Source organism: Mycobacterium sp. 1245499.0 (assembly GCF_001673615.1).
Taxonomy (GTDB): Bacteria; Actinomycetota; Actinomycetes; order Mycobacteriales; family Mycobacteriaceae; genus Mycobacterium; species Mycobacterium europaeum_A.
This window is the reverse complement of record NZ_LZMG01000251.1, coordinates 1-17,316: the sequence shown is the minus strand read 5'-3', so window position 1 is coordinate 17,316 and position 17,316 is coordinate 1. Positions and strand designations below refer to the sequence as shown.

The window sequence follows — 17,316 nt, the reverse complement described above, 5'->3', positions numbered from 1 at the left end:
CCGTCGCATGCATGTCGGCGGCCAGCCCGTCCCAGGCTGCCGAGGCGGCCAGCATCGACCCGCAGCCGGGCCCGGAATACATCCGGCCGGAGTTGATTTCTGGCGGCAGCGCCCCAAAATCCATCTTCGAAAGCTCCAGCGTGCTGTCAACACTTCCGGGCCCGGCTCATCGTGCCGGCTCTAGTTGAGGGCCGGCGCGCATGCCGCACATAAGCGCGCGGTCTGCCGATCAACGAATCTGGGTGAGTCGCTTAATTTTTGGCGCGCGGCTCCGCATAACACGCACTGTTGGCCGGCGGCGGCCGCCTGCCGGTCACGGCGCTCCCAGACGGCCGCTCGTCCCCGCGCCATCGCCTCGCGGCGTCGCCTGCCCGCGTAGGCGATCAGCCCGGCCGCGACCAAGGAGCCCGTACAAATGGCGGCGGTGACACCGAAATCGATTGGCTGCCCATTGATCAACGTGAGGACCGCGTAATCACCGGAAACCACGGCCGCGAACAGGAAGGCAACGCGTAGCCGTCGGGTCATGGTGCCAGCCCCTCGAGCCCGATCGGGCGCACAGTGAAGACACTGCCCAGGTATCCAGTGGGACGCCCGCAGGTAGTGCACGCCGGGTGGGCGCCGCATCGGGACGCCATCTCGCGCTTCTCGCCCACGTAGGTCGCCATCGCCCATTGCAGAGTGGACAGGCAGGCCTGGCAGAGCGTCTCGACGAGGTCGCCGTCTGGGCTCAGCCCCATCTGGTCGCATCCGTCAATGGCGTGTATCTCGGCGACCGTCACCGCCGGTGCACCGCACGTAATGCCGGTCGACACCCGCTGGGCACTGCAGACGGGCTGCAGCGCGTGAAGTTGATCCTCGATCGCCGGGACGGCGTCCCTCGCGCCTTCTCCCTTCCGATATGCCCAACGCCGTGCAAAGGCGGCGGCATCACGCATTCGATGCGGCAGCCATGGTGATCGCGCGGCGCCGCCGCCGTATTCAGCTGGCGATCGTTGAAATTGGCGAGGCTTCATGTGGTTTCTCCCATTTGTGGCGATGGCGTTCGGTGGTGCTCAACGCAGCCAAGTCGTCCACGTCATCGCGAGGCGTGGCTCACTTAAGCGGCCCCGAACGCAGATCCGAAAAACATGGCCGGCTCCACGTACCGTCGCTCGCCATCCATCTGTTGAGCGAGGATCAACCGATGTGGGATGAGTGGTCATCACCCGGCGAACTGATTCACCCGGGCGATTCGGCGAGTGTTTCGAGCACCAGGGGATGAAGCACCCCGGGCCTGCCGGCCCAACCGGCACCGCCGGCGTCGGCCGCAGGTATCCGGTGAGGACGCATCTGATGCAACCGAATGGCAGTTCACCAAACGGGGCGGAGAAGCTCGCCTACACTGACTGCCAGCGCTAACGGTGGCGAGAACTGTGGATTACATAGGTTGGAAGTCTTCCCCCCGCCTACTTCACTTCGGTGGGCGGCGTTTCGCGTGAACACCGCGAGGGCGTCGGGGAAGGCCCGCACACCGCCGATTCGCGGGCGTGCAGTCGAGCTGAAGGTGATCGGCACGCAGATCGCGGCGCTCGCTCAGGGGCGCGGCGGCGTACTGGTCATCGAGGGGCCGCCCGGCATCGGCAAGAGTCGGTTGCTCACCGAGGTCTTGGCGCTCGCCGAGAAGGCCGGTGTGCGGGCACTATTCGGCGAGGCGTTCGAATACCAGCAGACGGTGCCATTTTTCTCGCTGTTCATGGCGACGCTGCGCGCGGATCCCCCCGTCGGTGATGCGGAGGCATTGCGCCGCTTGGGCACGTCGGCCGATCTCCGCTACTGGGTGGTGCGCGATCTGCAAGCCGCCATTCATGCGGCCGCGTCCCGAATACCCTTGGTGATCCTCCTCGAGGACATCCACTGGGCCGATAACGCCACCCTGGTGGCGCTGCGATCGCTGGCCGCGACACGTCCCGACGCCCCGGTGCTGTGGGTGCTCACCGCACGAACCGGCGCCGGCGGGCCGGCCGTTCGCGAGACGCTTACCGCGCTGGAACGTGAGGATGCCAGGTTTCTGCGGTTGACGGCGATGACACCGAGCGCCGTCGCGGACATAGTGCAGGACGCCGTGCGGGCCAACGCGGATGCGTCGCTCCTGACTCTGGCCGACAAGGCGCACGGCAACCCGTTCCTGCTGACGGAGCTGCTGCGAGGACTGGACGAGGAGGGCCGGCTCGACGTCAGCGGCGGCCGCGCGGTCGCCACCGGAGAAACGTTGCCGCGGCGACTCAGCGACACTATGCAGCAACGACTCGACCAGCTCTCGCACGCCGCGAGCCAGGTCGTGCGAGTCGCCGCTGTGCTGCCTGACCGATTCTCGGCCCGGCTGCTCGCCGCGATGCTGGAACGCCGACCGGCCGCCCTGGTATCGGCGGTGGAAGAGGCAGTCCACGCCGACTTCCTCACCGACGACGGCGATCAGATGAGGTTTCGTCACGATCTGCTGCGCGAAGCGACGCGGCAGTCGCTGCCCCAATCGCTGCGCCGAGCGATGGAACGGCAATCGGCGACCGTCATGCTGGACATGGGGGCAGCGCCCGAGGAGGTGGCAACCCAGCTCGGCCGCAGCGCTGAGGTGGGCGATCAGGTCGCGGTTGCCGCACTCCGCGAAGCCGCACAGTCGGTGGCCAACAGCGATCCCGACGCTGCGGCGGATCTGAGCATGCGCGCCTTGGAACTCCAGCCACCCCAAGATCCAGGACGTGGGCCGCTCGTGGCGGAAACGATCGTGCTGCTCAACCGGGCCACACGTTACGAGGAGGCGCAACGGTTGGCGAGCACCACCCTGTCCGCCGAGCTGGAGCCCGAAGAAGAGGCCAAGATCCTCCTCCGGCTTCGGACGGCAATCACAGATACGACCGCGCGACACATCCAAGAGAACCGCCGCGCACTTCAGTTGCCCGACCTCAGCGACGTCACCCAGGCGCGACATCGGGCATGGCTGGCGTACAACCTGACGATGTACGGCCAACACGGACAGGACAGCGCGGCAGCCAACGAGGCGGCGGTCGCCGCCGCATCCACCGGCGATCTGGAGTCGAGGATTCTGTCCGGAGTTGCACTCGCCTACCTCGACTGCTCGAACGGGTACGCGGCCCGCGCTCTGCACCGCGTTGAGGAACTCCAGGCCCTGCCCCCCGCGGGCGATATGACGACTCATAACCTCGCCGGGTGCCACCTGGCAAACCTGCTCGCTGTGGTCGGACGGCTGGAAGATGCGGCGGTGCTGGTCGCGGACGGCACAGAAACATCCCAGAAGGAACGCGACGGCATGGCGCTCCACATCTGGGCCCTGATGGCGGGGGTGGTGGAGGCGGCCGCGGGCCGGCTGTCAGCGGCCCGCGTCACCACCGAGCGGCTGCCGAAGCCGGAGCGACCGGGGTCGACTTTTGTAAACGCTATGCGCTTGTTCACCCTGGCGGAGGTGGCGGCGCGCACCGACGACCGAACGTTGTTGGTAGAGACCATGAATGAGGCGCGCGACGCGTACTCCAACGGTTCACCCGCCGTACGCCGCGGGGCGGCGTGCGCGCTAGGGCTGGCGGCGTGGCAGCGCGACGACGTTCATGAAGCGGTTCGCTGGCTCGGCGACGATATCTCGCTACTCATGACACCGTTCTTGCCGACCGTCCTGGATCAGCTGACCTTGACCGCGCGGGTAGCGTCAGCCGCCGGTGATGCAGGCTTGCGCGCGCGCCTCCTGGACGCCGTCGACGTGCTCGAACACGAGCCGTGGGGGGTTCCGTTGTTCTCCACAGTCGCCCGACACATTCGCGGCATCCTCGAGCGTGACGCCCAGGCATTGGTGGTTGCCGCCGAGTTGCTCCAATCATCGTCGCGGCCGCTTCTTTACGCTGGCGCCGCCGAGGACGCGGGCGGCGAGCTGAGTCGCGCACAGCGCAAAGCTGATTCGCTCGACCATCTGAACGCAGCCTTCGACACCTACATCGAGTGCGGGGCGGCCGCGGATGCCCGCCGGGTCGGTCGCGCGCTGCGCCTATTAGGCGTGGAACGGCGCATCGTCACCCACCCACGCGCAAAAACGGGCTGGGACAGCCTCACCGACTCTGAACTCACGGTCATCAACCTCATCGCACAAGGCGCGACCAACCGCGACGTCGCTACCGAGCTGCACCTCTCCCCCCACACGGTGAAGACCCACGTCCACAACGCATTCGCGAAGCTCGGCATCACTTCCCGCGCCCAATTGGCGCAGCTGATGCGCGGCGCTGATTGACCCACAGCAAAACGGATAGATCACCTGTGCGGGCCTACAATGACGTGCACTGCATGGCAGTCCCGTAAACGGTAGATAGGACACACACCCGATGGGGCCTCCAACCGGCTTATTTGGCTTCGGCGGCCCGGCCCTGGTCACTCCGCCGATTCGGGGGCGGGCAGACGAGTTGAAAATGATCGGCGCACTGGTTGCCGCGGTGGCCCAGGGGCGTGGCGGCGTGCTGGTCATCGAAGGGCCGCCCGGCATCGGCAAGAGTCGGTTGCTGACCGAGGTGTTGGTGCTGGCCGACAAGTGCGGGGTGCGCAGCTTGTTCGGTGAGGCGTTCGAGTATCAGCAGACGGTGCCGTTTTTCTCGCTGTTCATGGCCACCCTGAACGCCGATCCCCCGGTGGGAGACGCCGAGGCGTTGCGCCGACTAGGCGGCTCGGCCGACCTGCGCTACTGGGTGGTGCACGATTTAGCGGACGCGATTCATGCCGCGGCCGCGGCAACGCCGCTGGTGATTGTGCTGGAGGACGTTCACTGGGCCGATAACGGCACGCTGTTGGCGCTGCGGTCGCTCACCACCGCGCGGCCGGATGCGTCAGTGCTATGGGTCTTGACTGCCCGCACCGGGGCCGGCGGGCCAGCGGTGCAAGAGACGTTTTCGGTGCTGCAACGCGCGAATGCCACACTTTTGCGATTGGGGGCCATGACGCCGGATGCGGTCGCCGACATGGTGTGCGACGCCGTGCGCGCGAAAGCCGATGTGTCGCTGCTGAATCTGGCCGCCAAGGCGCACGGAAATCCGTTTTTGGTCAGTGAGCTTGTCGGGGGGCTGGGAGAGGAGGACCGACTGAACGTTAGCGGTGGGCGCGCGGTGGCCACCGGACATGAGCTTCCGCGGCGTCTGCGCGCCAGCATGCATCAACGACTCGATCTGCTCTCCGAAGGTGCCTCAGAGGCGGTCCGGGTGGCCGCGGTGCTGCCGGACCGGTTCTCGGCCGGCTTGCTGGCCGCGATGCTGGAACGATCGCCGACGTCGCTGCTGTCGGCGCTCGAGGAGGCCGTGCGCGCGGATCTTTTCATTGAAGACGGTGAGCAGTTGAGATTTCGCCACGACTTGTTGCGCGAGGCCACCCGCCAGTCCTTGCCGCAGTCGTTGCGGCGGGCGATGGAGCGCCAGTCGGCGTCGGTCATGCTGGGGATGGGCGCGGCGCCGGCCGAGGTGGCCACCCAACTGGCACGCAGCGCCGAGCCGGGAGACCGGGAGGCGATCGAGGCACTGCGCCGAGCCACGCAAGCGGTTGGCCGTGGCGATGCGAGCGCGGCCGCGGATTTGAGCAGGCGCGCGTTGGCGCTGTTGCCCGCCGATGACGCTGACCATGGATTCCTGGTCGCGGAAACGGTGGAGTGGCTCAACCGGGCCGGCCGCTATGGCGAGGCCGAAGAATTGGCCGACATGGCGCTCGCGGAGGCGGCGTCGCCCGAAGTGGAGGCCGAGATCCGTCTCCGGCTTCCGGTGCACACCAAGCACACTGACCAGCGGCGGGTGGAGGAGAATCGTCGGGCGCTCGAGTTGACCGGGCTGAGCGAGGTCACCCGGGCACGACATCTGGCGTGGCTGGCGTACAACCTGGTGTTCGACGAAGGTGGGCAACGGCGCGAGGCCGCCGACGAGGCTTCCTCGGCCGCGGCGGTCACGGGTGATTTCGAGGCCACGATCATGGCCGGCGTCACCCACGCTTTGCTCGATGCCGGTGAGGGATACACCTCCCGCGCACTACGCCGTTTCGAAGAGCTTGGTGCGCTCGCCCACACGAATGAAACGGCGTTGGCGCACGCCTACGCCGGAATGTACAACGCAAACCTGCTGGCAGTGGTCGGCCGGTTGGACGACGCCACGGCCCAGGTCGCCGACGGGATTGAGCAAGCCAGCCGGGAAGGCAACGCGATGGCCCTCTCTCTGTGGGCCGTCTTCAATGGGCTCGTGCACCTCGCTGCGGGCCGGCTGTCGGCCGCCCGCGACGCGACGGAATGCCTTGCGCCACCTCAGCGGACGGGGGCCACCGAACACGACGTACTTCGCACAGTGATTCTCGCCGAGGTGGCGGCACACACCGATGACCGGAACTTGCTGCAACAAATGGCCAATGACGCCCGCGAAGCCCACTCTGCCGGCTCCGCCGGCATACGTCGGGGATCGGCGTATGTGCTCGCGCGGGCGGCGTGGCAGCGCGACGACATTCACGACGCGATGCGGTGGCTCGGCGACGTCATCCTGCTGGCGACACCGTTTTTCCCCCACGCATTGGTTCGACTGATCTTGGGTGCGCGGGTGGCCTCGGCCGCCGGTGATGCGGGCTTGCGCGCCCGGGTCCTGCAAGCCACCGAGGTGCTTGATCGTGAGCGGCCCAAAGTGCCGCTGTTCGCGGCGGTGGCCGGCTATGCCCGCGCGATCCTCGAACACGATGCCCTGGCGTTGGTGGCTGTTGCGGAGTCGCTTCGCACATCGCCGCGGCCGCTTCTATATGCCAGCGCCGCCGAGGACGCCGGCGGTGAGTTGAGTTGCTCACAGCGCAACGCTGAGGCGCTCGATCAGCTGAACGCGGCATTCGACGCCTACATCGAGTGCGGGGCGACCGCCGATGCCCGTCGGGTAGGCCGCGCGCTGCGCGAGTTGGGCGTGGAACGGCGAATCGTCAACCACCCGCGAGCAAAAACGGGCTGGGACAGCCTCACCCACTCTGAACTCACCGTCGTCCACCTCATCGCCGAAGGCGCGACCAACCGCTCCGTTGCACAGCAACTGCACCTCTCCCCCCACACCGTGAAGACCCACGTGCGCAATGCGTTTGCCAAGCTCGGCATTACTTCCCGCGCCCAATTGGCGCAGCTCATGCGAGGCGCTGACTGATCGACAGCGCATCGGGTACTTGACATGCGCGGCCTAGAATGACGTGCACTGCAGCGCCAGTCCGCTAGACGGAAGACAGGGAACCCGTGGGGCCTTCAACCGGCTTATTTGATGTCGGCGGCCAGCGGCTGGTCACCCCGCCGATTCGGGGGCGGATAAACGAGCTGAACAAGATCGGCGCACTGGTTACCGCGGTGGCCCAAGGGCGTGGGGGGGTGCTGGTCATCGAGGGCCCGCCCGGCATCGGCAAGAGTCGGTTGCTCACCGAGGTCCTGGCGCTCGCTGAGAAGGCCGGCGTTCGGGCACTGTTCGGCGAGGCATTCGAGTATCAGCAGACGGTGCCGTTCTTCTCGCTGTTCATGGCGACCCTGCGCGCGGAGCCCCCTGTCGGTGATGCGGAGGCTTTGCGTCGCTTGGGCACGTCGGCCGATCTCCGCTACTGGGTGGTGCACGATTTGGCCGGCGCCATTCATACAGCAGCCGTGCAGACCCCGCTGGCGATCCTTTTGGAGGACGTCCACTGGGCCGACAACGCCACTCTGTTGGCGCTGCGGTCGCTGGCCGCCGTGCTGCCGGGTGCACCGGTGTTGTGGGTGTTGACTGCCCGCACCGGGGCCGGCGCGCCGGCGGTGCAAGAGACGCTGTCGGTGCTGCAACGCGCGGGGGCGGTGGTTATGCAGGTGGGCGCGATGACGGCGGACGCGGTCGCGGACATGGTCCAAGACGCCGTACGGGCGAAAGCCGATGTGTCGCTATTGAATCTGGCAGCCAAGGCGCACGGAAATCCGTTTCTGGTCAGCGAGTTGCTCGGGGGGCTTGGAGAGGAAGGCCGACTGAAGGTCAGCGGCGGGCGGGTGCTGGCCACCGGCGACGCGCTACCGCGGCGTCTGGGCTCAACGATGCACCAGCGGCTGGACCTACTCTCCGGCGACGCGTCAGAGGTGGTGCGAGTGGCCGCGGTGTTGCCCGACCGGTTTTCGGCCCGACTGTTGGCCGCGATGCTGGAACGCCAGCCGGCATCGTTGCTGTCAGCGCTCGAGGAGGCGGTGCGCGCGGATCTGCTCGTGGAAGATGATGTGCGGCTGAGGTTTCGACATGACTTGCTGCGTGAGGCCACCCGCCAGTCCTTGCCGCAGTCGTTGCGGCGGGCAATGGAGCGCCAAGCGGCGTCGGTCATGCTGAGTATGGGCGCGGCCCCGGCGGAGGTGGCCACCCAGCTGGCACGCAGCGCCGAGCCGGGAGACCGGGAGGCGATCGATGCGCTGCGGCAAGCCACGCAAGCGGTTGGTCGTGGCGATGCGAGTGCGGCCGCCGACTTGAGCAAGCGCGCATTGGACCTATTGCCCGCCCACGACGGAAGCTACGGGTCGCTCGTCGCCGACACGGTGGAGTGGCTGAATCGGGCGACCCGGTATGACGAGGCCCAGGCGCTTGCCGACAGGGCGCTCGCAACGCAGCTGTCGCAAGACGACGAAGCAGAGATTCGGCTGCAGGTGGCCGCGGGCACCGAGGACCCGGAGCAACGCATTGCCGAGCTCCGTCGCGCGCTGCAATTGGTCGGCATCAACGACGTCACCAGGGCGCGCCATCAAGCGTGGGTGGCCTACTTCGAGGTGGTCAACGGTCTGTATACGGACGCCTCGGCAGCGGGTGTGGCCGCGGCCGCGGCCACGGCGACGGGTGATTTGGAGGCCCGGATCGTCAGCGACACCGCGCTTGCCCTGATTGACTATCAGGACGGTTATGCGGTGCGCGCGCTTCAGCGCATGGACGAGGTAGAAGCCATGACGCGCAGCGGTGAGGCTACCTTCGGCGGCATATACGCGGCCAAGCGGCGCGTAGGCCTGATTGTTTGCACGGGCAGCTTGGCGGACGCCAGCGCGCAGGTTGCCGAGGGCACCGAGAAAGCACATCGCGAGCGCAACGCGATGGCGCTTCCCGGCTGGACCCACCTGGGCGGGATGGTTCATGTGGCGGCGGGTCGTCTGGTCGCGGCGCGCGGCACCATCGAGGCGCTGCCCCGGCGCGAATGGGCGAACAGTACCGAGGTCAACATTGAGCGCATGCTCGTTCTGGCTGAGGTCGCCGCGCGAACAGGTGACCGAATGTTATTGCAAGACCTAGTGTCTGAGGCTCTGGTCCTGTATCCCAGCACCTCACCCTTGTTGTCCTGCGGCGCGGCCTACGTGGTCGCGCTTGCCGCGTGGCACCGCGGCGACGTTCACGATGCGGTGCGCTGGCTTGGGCGCCAGAACACGCGTGTCATCACACCGCTATGGCCTAACGTGTTCGACCAAGTCATCTTGATGTCGCGGGTGGCGTCAGTGGCCGGCGACGCCGGGCTACGCGCGCGGGTGCTGCAGAGCGTCGAGGTGCTGGAACGCGAGCGCCCCGGAGTGGCGTTGTTCGCGGCGGTCGCTCGGCAGGCCCGCGGAATCTTGGATGGTGACGCCGATGCGCTGTTGGAAGCGGCCAACGCGTTGGAGACGTGGCGTCCGCTTCTTTACGCCGGTGCCGCCGAGGACGCCGCTGATGAACTAGCACGCGCCGGACGCGATGCGGAGGCGATTGAAAGTCTCAATCAAGCATTCGACACGTTCGCGGAATCCGAAGCGCTCGCCGACGCCCGCCGGGTCGGCCGCGCGCTGCGCCGATTAGGCGTCGAACGGCGCATCGTCACGCACACGCGGGCGCGAACGGGCTGGGACAGCCTCACCGATTCCGAACTCACGGTCATCAACCTCATCGCCCAGGGCGCGACCAACCGCTCCGTCGCGCAGCAACTGCACCTCTCCCCCCACACAGTGAAGACCCACGTACACAACGCATTTGCCAAACTGGGGATCACTTCCCGCGCCGAATTGGCGCAGCTGATGCGCGGCTCTGATTGACCGACACGTCAAATACGGGGCCGCCTAGTACTACATCCATCCGGCCCTCAAGATCATCCCTTGGGCGATGGTTTTCCGCTGCCTGCCCGACGACCGTAGTACTCGACAACTAATCACATTCTCACCCAAAGCGACGGGCCTGCCAGGCCACACACCATGCCGGTGAGCGCACAAGGGAAAGAGCGAACAATGTTGAATGCGGCGCTTGGAATGCTGGCGATGGTGCCAGTCGCGTTCGGTGTCGCCGGGTACACCATGGTGTCCCGATGACCGCCGGTCGCGCCAGAAACAGCAAGTCGGACTGCACATCTCGATGGCAATGTCAGTGACAAAGCGATGACGCCACAAGGGTCGCCATCGCGTTGCGGCCGTAGACGAACGCCCGGCACACGCCGATCGCCGGCCTGCGAGCGCACAGTCACCACGAGCGATGGCGTCCCGCTGTCCGTTCGTGACTGGGGATCTCCCGCTGCTGGCCACACAGTCGTACTTCTCCACGGCTTTTGCTTGAACAAGGAATCGTGGAATATCCAGATGGCGCAGCTGATCCGTCGCTGGGGCAACGACATCCGGATCATCAGTTACGACCACCGTGGTCACGGCGAATCCGGCAATGCGTCAATGCACACGTACCGGATCGGCCGACTCGCCGACGACCTCGCCGAGTTGCTGGTCGCGCTTGGCGTTGCGGGCGCTCTCACCCTGGTAGGGCACTCGATGGGTGGTATGACGGCCTTAGCCTATCTCCGCCAGCCGGCCGGCAAACGTCCCGTTGAGCCGGAGAGCCTTGTTCTCGTCGCGACCGCTGCGGGAAATCTCGCCTCGCACGGCCTCGGCCGACTGCTGAGCACCCCCGCGACAAGCATGCTCTACCACCTCGTGCACCGCATGCCTCGCGCGGGTACGGATGAGGTCGTTCAATTCCTCGTCCGGCCGGTTTGCGCGGCACTGACCAGGTTTGGCGGATACGGTGAAGCTGCCCCGAAATCGTTGGTCACTATGTCCGCGGCCGCCGTCAACGCCACCCCGTCGACGACCAAAGTCGGCTTCCTACGCGGTCTGAAAGAGTACGACTGCTCGACGACCCTGAGCTCTATCACGGCCAAAACAACCATCATCAGCGGAGGAGCGGACAAGCTCACGCCAATGTGGCACGCCCGCGAGCTGGCCGACGGTATCCCCGGGGCGACGCTCATCCACCGGCCGACCGCAGGGCACACGCTCTTGCATGAAATCCCGCAGGTGGTCACCGGAGCCATCAGCTCCGCCATCGCCGACACCAGCCCAGCTCTTGCGGCTGGGTGTCACTATGACCCCGGTGCGTCCACGGCGTCGGAAAAGCCGCTAGGCGGCGACTTCCGCATCGACCATTGCGATTCGGCATTTACGGCATCACCCGTCGAAGTCGAGGACCGAGTGTCATGACCCGGTTAGACGGTGCCTCCGCTTTACGCGGAGTCTTCGCGGGCAGTTGCGCGATCAGGGCCACTAGGCATACACCCACCCGACCCTAAAGATCACCCGTGGGGCGATGGTCAGGCGGTGCCCGCGCTGCCAACGTAGTCATTGAGTTCTGAATTGCCAACGAGGAGAAATACGGTGAGCGGGCAAAGCGTGAGCACGACTCACGAGAAAATCATTGGGCCGCTGGCGGGATGCCGGTCCCCCAACCCAAACGGGCATCGCCGGCGGGCGCAGGAGTTAATCGCGGAGAACGCATCTGATTCAATAGGGTCACCGCAATTGCCGGGCAGAACGAGACCGGCCGACCCTGCAAGAAACAATCGGGATGCCGACCCGCCAGCGTCCACCCAAGGCGCCTCAACACCGAGTTTTCCCGCCCGGCTGCTGGATTCAACGGAGTGGCGGAGTTCGGGCATGAGCGGCTCAGCTGGGCGCAGCGACAACGGCGTCGGAGAAGCCGCTGCGCGAGCAGTTCTGCTCGCCACCAAGCTGCACGTCCCTGCCATCGGCGCGCAACTCGTTCACCGGGGCGCCCTGCTGGACGCACTATCGGCGGGACGCCGCCGCAAGCTGACCCTACTGAGTGCGCCGGCAGGCTGGGGCAAGACGACATTGCTGGCGCAGTGGGCTTTGGGCGCGGGCGAGGACGAGCGGTTCGCCTGGCTGTCGCTTGACTCCTCCGACAACGACCCGGTGTGGTTTTGGATGTACGTGGTCGCCGCGCTGCAGAAGGTCAGTCCCGGGATAGGGATTCGCGCGGTCGAACTCCTAGCGATGGGCGCCGACCCAGTGCAGGTCGTACTGCCTACCCTGCTGAATGATCTGGACACAATCGCCAACCCGGTCGTGCTCATTCTAGATGACTACCATCTGGTGGTAGGTCGAGCGGCGCATGAGCAGCTTGCGTTCTTCATCAGCCGGATGCCGGCGAATCTTCACCTGGTATTGGCCACCCGGTCCGATCCGATGTTGCCGTTGGCTCGGCTGAGGGCCAGCGGCGAGCTTGCCGAGGTGCGAACCGACGATTTACGTTTCGGGCCGATTGAGGCGGACCATCTGCTGAACGATGTACTCGGGCTGGGCTTGGCCCCCAGAGATATTCAATTGTTGCACCGCCGCACTGAAGGGTGGGTCGCCGGTCTCTACCTTGCCGCCCTCTCGCTTGCCGGGCGTGCCGATACCGCCACGTTCATCAGGACGTTCGCAGGCGATAACCGTCATATCGTCGATTACTTGATGGCCGAAGTGCTCGACGGTCAGCCGCCGCAGCTGCGCAGCTTTTTGCTACGGACGTCGGTCTTGGGACGACTAAGCGGTGCGCTGTGCGACGCGGTGCTGCAGACGTCTGGCTCGGCCTCGGTCTTGCAGAAGATCGAGCGCGAAAACCTGTTTGTGGTGCCATTGGACACGTCGCGTCACTGGTACCGCTATCACCAGCTATTCGGAGAGTTGCTGCACACCGAGTTGCGCCGCACCGAGCCCGATCTCGTCGCCGATCTGCACCGGCGAGCCGCGACGTGGTTCGAGGCCGAGGGGCTCATCGATGAGGCGGTGCGTCACCTGCTCGCGGCCGGTGACATCGCGCGCAGTGCTGACCTGATCGCCGCGGACTGGGTCGACGAATTCAACGGGGGAGGCGTATCGACCATCTCCGGCTATCTCGATCTGCTTCCCGAGGAGACGGTCATACAGGATCCGCGGCTGAGCGTGGCCCGGGCCTGGATCGCCTTGAGCGTCGGTCAACTCGATGACGCCGCCGAGTGGATCGAGGCAGTCGAAACCCGATCCGCGGCCGACACCGCAGATGGTCGCGCTCTCAGCGCTCAAGTCGTCGTGTTGCGCGCGATTCACTCGTTCAAGACGGCCGACATCACCGGGGCGCTTGAGACAGCGCGCCGGGCAATCACCCTCGATCTCGGCGAAGCGCCGCTCGGCCGATCAAGCGCCTACTGCATCTATGGTGCCGCACTGTACTTTTCGGGCAATACCCCCGAGGCGCAAGCCGCCTTCCGGCGCACCGTAGAGCTGGCCGAAAAGGTGGGCGATCGTCGCGCCCGCATCTACGCGTTGGGTTATCTGGCGCTGATTTCGGCCGAGCATGGCCGGCTTGCGGACGCCGAACGTCAAATCCGTCGGGCTTCCGGCAGCTCCCGCGATCTCGCGGATGCGGAACACCTCGTGGACGTGGTGGTGTCGCTTGCCACGGCCAAAGTCCTTCGTCTGCGCGGTGAGGCGAACGCAGCGGCGCCTGCCGCCGACATGGCCGTCAAGTCGGCGCGCCAAGGCGGAGCAATCCTCGAGGTGGCTAAGGCGCTGTTGATCACAGCGGAGATCTTCGAGGACCTCGGCGACCACCAGAACGAAAAGGCGAGTCTCGAAGAGGTCGCGACGCTGGTATGCGGTTGCGCTGATGCCGGCATCGCCCCGACGCTGCTCGCAGGGGCCCAGCGGAGTGCGGGCGTCGCGGCGAGTTCGCGCAATGAGAGTTGCGTTGCCGGTGAGGAACTGACCCCCAAGGAGCTTGAGGTTCTTCGCCTGCTCGCCACCCGGTTGTCGCGACGTGAAATCGGTGAGCGGCTGTACGTCTCGCTCAATACCGTGAAGACCCACCAGCGCGCCGTGTACCGCAAGCTGCGCGTCGAGCACCGTGGCGCGGCGGTGAGCCGGGCGCGAGAACTCGGCCTTTTGTAGTTGGCATGCCTCGTGGCTGTCGGCCTAACCTCACCCGGGTGAAAGGTGGTGAGGGTGATGACAGCTGAATCGGTTTCGGGTCATGCTGAGAATATTGCTTGCCATCGACCTGCCGGGCAAGAGCTTCGGATCAACGGGTTGTTCCGGGCTGGGTAAGCACACAGCTCTGCGAAGAACGCAATGACGGAGGACATGTGATTACAAGGCAATCCGTCTCGGGACAACCGCGAGCCCGGACCACTACGTGGAACCGATAAGTAACGCCAACAAGGACTTCGTGGTCACATGGAGGCCATCGCTGCTGAGCACTGGGTGATCAGTGCAGAAGACGTCGATGACTTTTGGGTGCCATACCAACTACGTGCAGACAACGCTAGGAGCCGAATGGTTGCGCATCGTCACGTTGAATCGGACGCCGACACGCGGCGCATCACCACCCCCCGGCTGACGTTACGGCCATGGCGGCTCGATGACGATGTCGCGGCTCATGCCATATACGGTGCGCCCGAAGTGATGCGTTGGCTGTGTCCGGCCTTGTCCCCCATCGTCGATGGGACCGAAATGCGACGCGTCCTGGCGGCGTGGATCGCCGAAAGCGACCCGACCGGGCTGCCGTTGGGCCGATGGGCGATCACCGACAGAGACTCCGGCGACGTGATCGGGGGCGTGGCCCTGCTTCCATTGCCGCCGGGCGGCACGGATCTAGAAATCGGGTGGCAGCTGTCTCCGCAGGCCTGGGGCCACGGGTATGGCGCGGAAGCGGGTCACGCGGTCGCCCATCAGGCATTCGAAAACCTCGGTGTCAGCGAGGTCTTCGCAGTCGTGCGGCCGGACAATCGCCGTGGTGTGGCTACCGCCCGACGGGTAGGAATGGATTGGGTCGGCGAGACCGACAAGTACTACAACCTCACGCTACAGGTCTACCGTCTGACGAAGGCCGACCTGGACCTACCGGAGCCGGCGTGCGCGGGATGAACACGGACGGAAGGATGTCGTAGCGTAACCCGTTGCCGGTCGATGTCGCTACCTGGCTAACGATTCTGCCGCACAGCGGCTATCGCCGTCTCACCCGGGTGAATTGCACCGGTGGATGACGACAACTCACCCTCTGCCCAGAGATCCTTGTCGCTGATCTGAGCCGCAACCGAAACTGCCCGGATCACCGTGTCGACAGCCACGCGGTGAAACGCATACACAAAGAACGGAGACCACATGTCGCAGAGTGAGGCCACCGCCGTGATGACTGATGGGCCAGGAAAGTCTCGAGCGACCGACATTGCGCCTCTTGTCGCACGCTATGGTCTGGTTATAGTCCTGGCCTGGTTCGGCGCCATGAAATTTACTCACTATGAATCCCAAGGTATTTCGCATTGGGTGGCCAACAGCCCCTTCTTGGGTTGGATCTACGAGATCATTTCGATCGATGCGTTTGGTCGATTGAACGGATCAATAGAATTGATCACTGCGGCACTGCTGGCCGTCAAGCCATGGTTCCCCAGGGTTTCCGTGGTAGGCGGCGCCTTCGCCTCGCTGTTCTTCGTGACCACGCTGAGCTTCATGATCACGACCCCCGGGGTCGGCGAGGCGTCTGCTGGTGGCTTCCCCGTTTTGTCCGCCGACGGGGAATTCTTGATGAAGGACATCGCGCTCTTCGGCTTAGCGCTGTGGCTGCTGGTGGACGCGATTGACGCAACCCGCAGACAGGCGACGCTCGCCAAAACGGGCTGACACCTCACGCTGATGAAGTTGCGCGCTATGCATGCGGAAAAAGGGTAGCGATGACTGAGGCTTATGTTTTGGGTGGCGTACGAACCCCGTTCACCCGCTATGGGGGCACACTGTCGGGTACTCGGGCCGATGACTTGCTGGGTATGACGATGAAGGGCGCGTGCGACCGGCTCGGTGTGCCGCTCAATGCCGTGGAAGACATCGTAGCGGGTTGCGTGAACCCTGCTCACGAAGGCATGGGCGATGTCGCCCGGTGGGCGGCACTGGCTGCCGGATTTCCTGACACCGCGGCCGGGGCCACCGTGAATAGATTTTGCGGATCATCACTGACCGCGGCGGTGACCATTAGCCACGCGATCAAAGCCGGCGACCTCGGCCTGGGCATCGCCTGTGGAGTCGAGTCGATGTCGCGATCGGGGTGGGCGCTGATGAAGGGCGACGCAGCGTTCAGTCCCCGGGGTCCGGTCCTCATGCTCGACACCATGTGGAGCGGCGCTGGAGGACCGCCCAACCCGGTTTTGTTGGCCCGCAACGCTTACATCAGCATGATCGAGACCGCGCAAAATGTTGCCGACCGCTACTCACTGGACCGCGAGGAGATCGATGCCTTCGCGCTGCGGTCCCAGCAACATGCCAAGGCTGCGCGTGATCGAGGACGGCTAGCCAAAGAGATTATGTCCGTGCCGATTCCGGCGACAAAAAAGACACCTGCCCGGCTGGCAGAACATGATGAGTTCATCCGCGATGACACCACCGCCGAGGCGCTGGCGGCTTTACCGGCCCAGCCCGGAACGACTCAAATGACGGCGGCCAACTCCTCGCCTTTAAGTGATGGTGCCAGTGCCGTGGTCATCGCTTCCGGGGAGCGAGCCGGCGAGCTCGGCATTCAGCCGTTAGCCCGAGTGGTATCGAGTGCGGTCTATGGCATCGACCCGCTCATTATGGGCGTGGCCCCCGCATGGGCGATCCCGGCCGCGATCCGGCGGGCAGGACTCAGCCCCGAGCAGATCGACGTGTGGGAGGTGCACGAGGCGTTCAGCGCCCAGGCGCTGGGCGTGCTGCGGGAATTGCCAAACCAGCTGGACGGTTTCGTGGTGCCCGATGACAAGCTGACACCCAATGGCGGTGCGGTCGCGATCGGACATCCCTTCGGGGCTACGGGTACTCGCTACTTGTTGACGCTGGCGACCGAATTGCGTGAACGAGCCGCCCATTATGGGGTGATCGGGGTCTGTATCGGTTCTGGTCAGGCAGTAGCAGTGGTTTTGGAAAACGTTGGCGCAGAATAGGAGCCGTGCACACTCCACCGCCGAAGGTGGGCACGCTTTGACGCACGACACTCCAGATCGGGCCCACGCCGATTGATGGCC

The 17,316-nt window shown here is 65.4% G+C and carries 11 protein-coding genes; 9 read left to right on the top strand and 2 right to left on the bottom strand.

The window, feature by feature from the left end; translation table 11 throughout:
- Together A5646_RS28135 and A5646_RS29940 are read right to left on the bottom strand one after the other, a co-directional pair.
- Positions 1 to 124: PPE domain-containing protein (locus A5646_RS28135; RefSeq protein ID WP_156765604.1), on the bottom strand; the 124-nt coding region annotated here is incomplete at its 3' end.
- A 400-nt stretch (positions 125 to 524) separates the two neighbouring features.
- Positions 525 to 740, bottom strand: a complete 216-nt coding sequence (locus tag A5646_RS29940) for a hypothetical protein (RefSeq protein WP_231998329.1) — start codon at positions 738 to 740, stop codon at positions 525 to 527.
- Between the two features lie 161 nt (positions 741 to 901).
- Here A5646_RS29940 and A5646_RS29450 point away from each other — a divergent pair, with 161 nt between their 5' ends.
- From A5646_RS29450 to A5646_RS14260, 9 genes are all read left to right on the top strand, one after another.
- Positions 902 to 1,264, top strand: coding sequence for a hypothetical protein (locus tag A5646_RS29450; protein WP_197505192.1), 363 nt, complete (start codon positions 902 to 904; stop codon positions 1,262 to 1,264).
- Positions 1,265 to 1,477: 213 nt separating this feature from the next.
- Positions 1,478 to 4,273 carry a LuxR family transcriptional regulator gene (locus A5646_RS14295; RefSeq protein ID WP_066865082.1) on the top strand — a complete coding sequence of 932 codons (2,796 nt, stop codon included), beginning with the start codon at positions 1,478 to 1,480 and terminating at the stop codon, positions 4,271 to 4,273.
- 91 nt (positions 4,274 to 4,364) lie between these two features.
- Entirely contained in the window at positions 4,365 to 7,172 is a 2,808-nt protein-coding gene (locus A5646_RS14290) for a LuxR family transcriptional regulator (protein ID WP_067022200.1), read from the top strand.
- Positions 7,173 to 7,258: 86 nt separating this feature from the next.
- A complete protein-coding gene (locus tag A5646_RS14285; RefSeq protein ID WP_066865089.1) occupies positions 7,259 to 10,063 on the top strand; it encodes an AAA family ATPase in 2,805 nt (934 codons plus the stop codon).
- Positions 10,064 to 10,399: 336 nt separating this feature from the next.
- Positions 10,400 to 11,488 (top strand): alpha/beta fold hydrolase, encoded by a 1,089-nt coding sequence (locus A5646_RS14280; RefSeq protein WP_082984743.1) that lies wholly within the window; start codon positions 10,400 to 10,402, stop codon positions 11,486 to 11,488.
- Positions 11,489 to 11,941: 453 nt separating this feature from the next.
- Positions 11,942 to 14,218, top strand: a complete 2,277-nt coding sequence (locus tag A5646_RS14275) for a LuxR C-terminal-related transcriptional regulator (RefSeq protein WP_067022198.1) — start codon at positions 11,942 to 11,944, stop codon at positions 14,216 to 14,218.
- Positions 14,219 to 14,602: 384 nt separating this feature from the next.
- The gene (locus A5646_RS14270; protein WP_066865098.1) at positions 14,603 to 15,193 is read left to right on the top strand and encodes a GNAT family N-acetyltransferase; all 591 of its coding nucleotides are present in this window, start codon (positions 14,603 to 14,605) and stop codon (positions 15,191 to 15,193) included.
- A gap of 237 nt (positions 15,194 to 15,430) precedes the next feature.
- Positions 15,431 to 15,946 (top strand): YkgB family protein, encoded by a 516-nt coding sequence (locus A5646_RS14265; RefSeq protein ID WP_066865101.1) that lies wholly within the window; start codon positions 15,431 to 15,433, stop codon positions 15,944 to 15,946.
- A 50-nt stretch (positions 15,947 to 15,996) separates the two neighbouring features.
- Entirely contained in the window at positions 15,997 to 17,235 is a 1,239-nt protein-coding gene (locus tag A5646_RS14260; RefSeq protein ID WP_066865103.1) for a thiolase family protein, read from the top strand.
- The last annotated feature ends 81 nt before the right edge of the window (positions 17,236 to 17,316 follow it).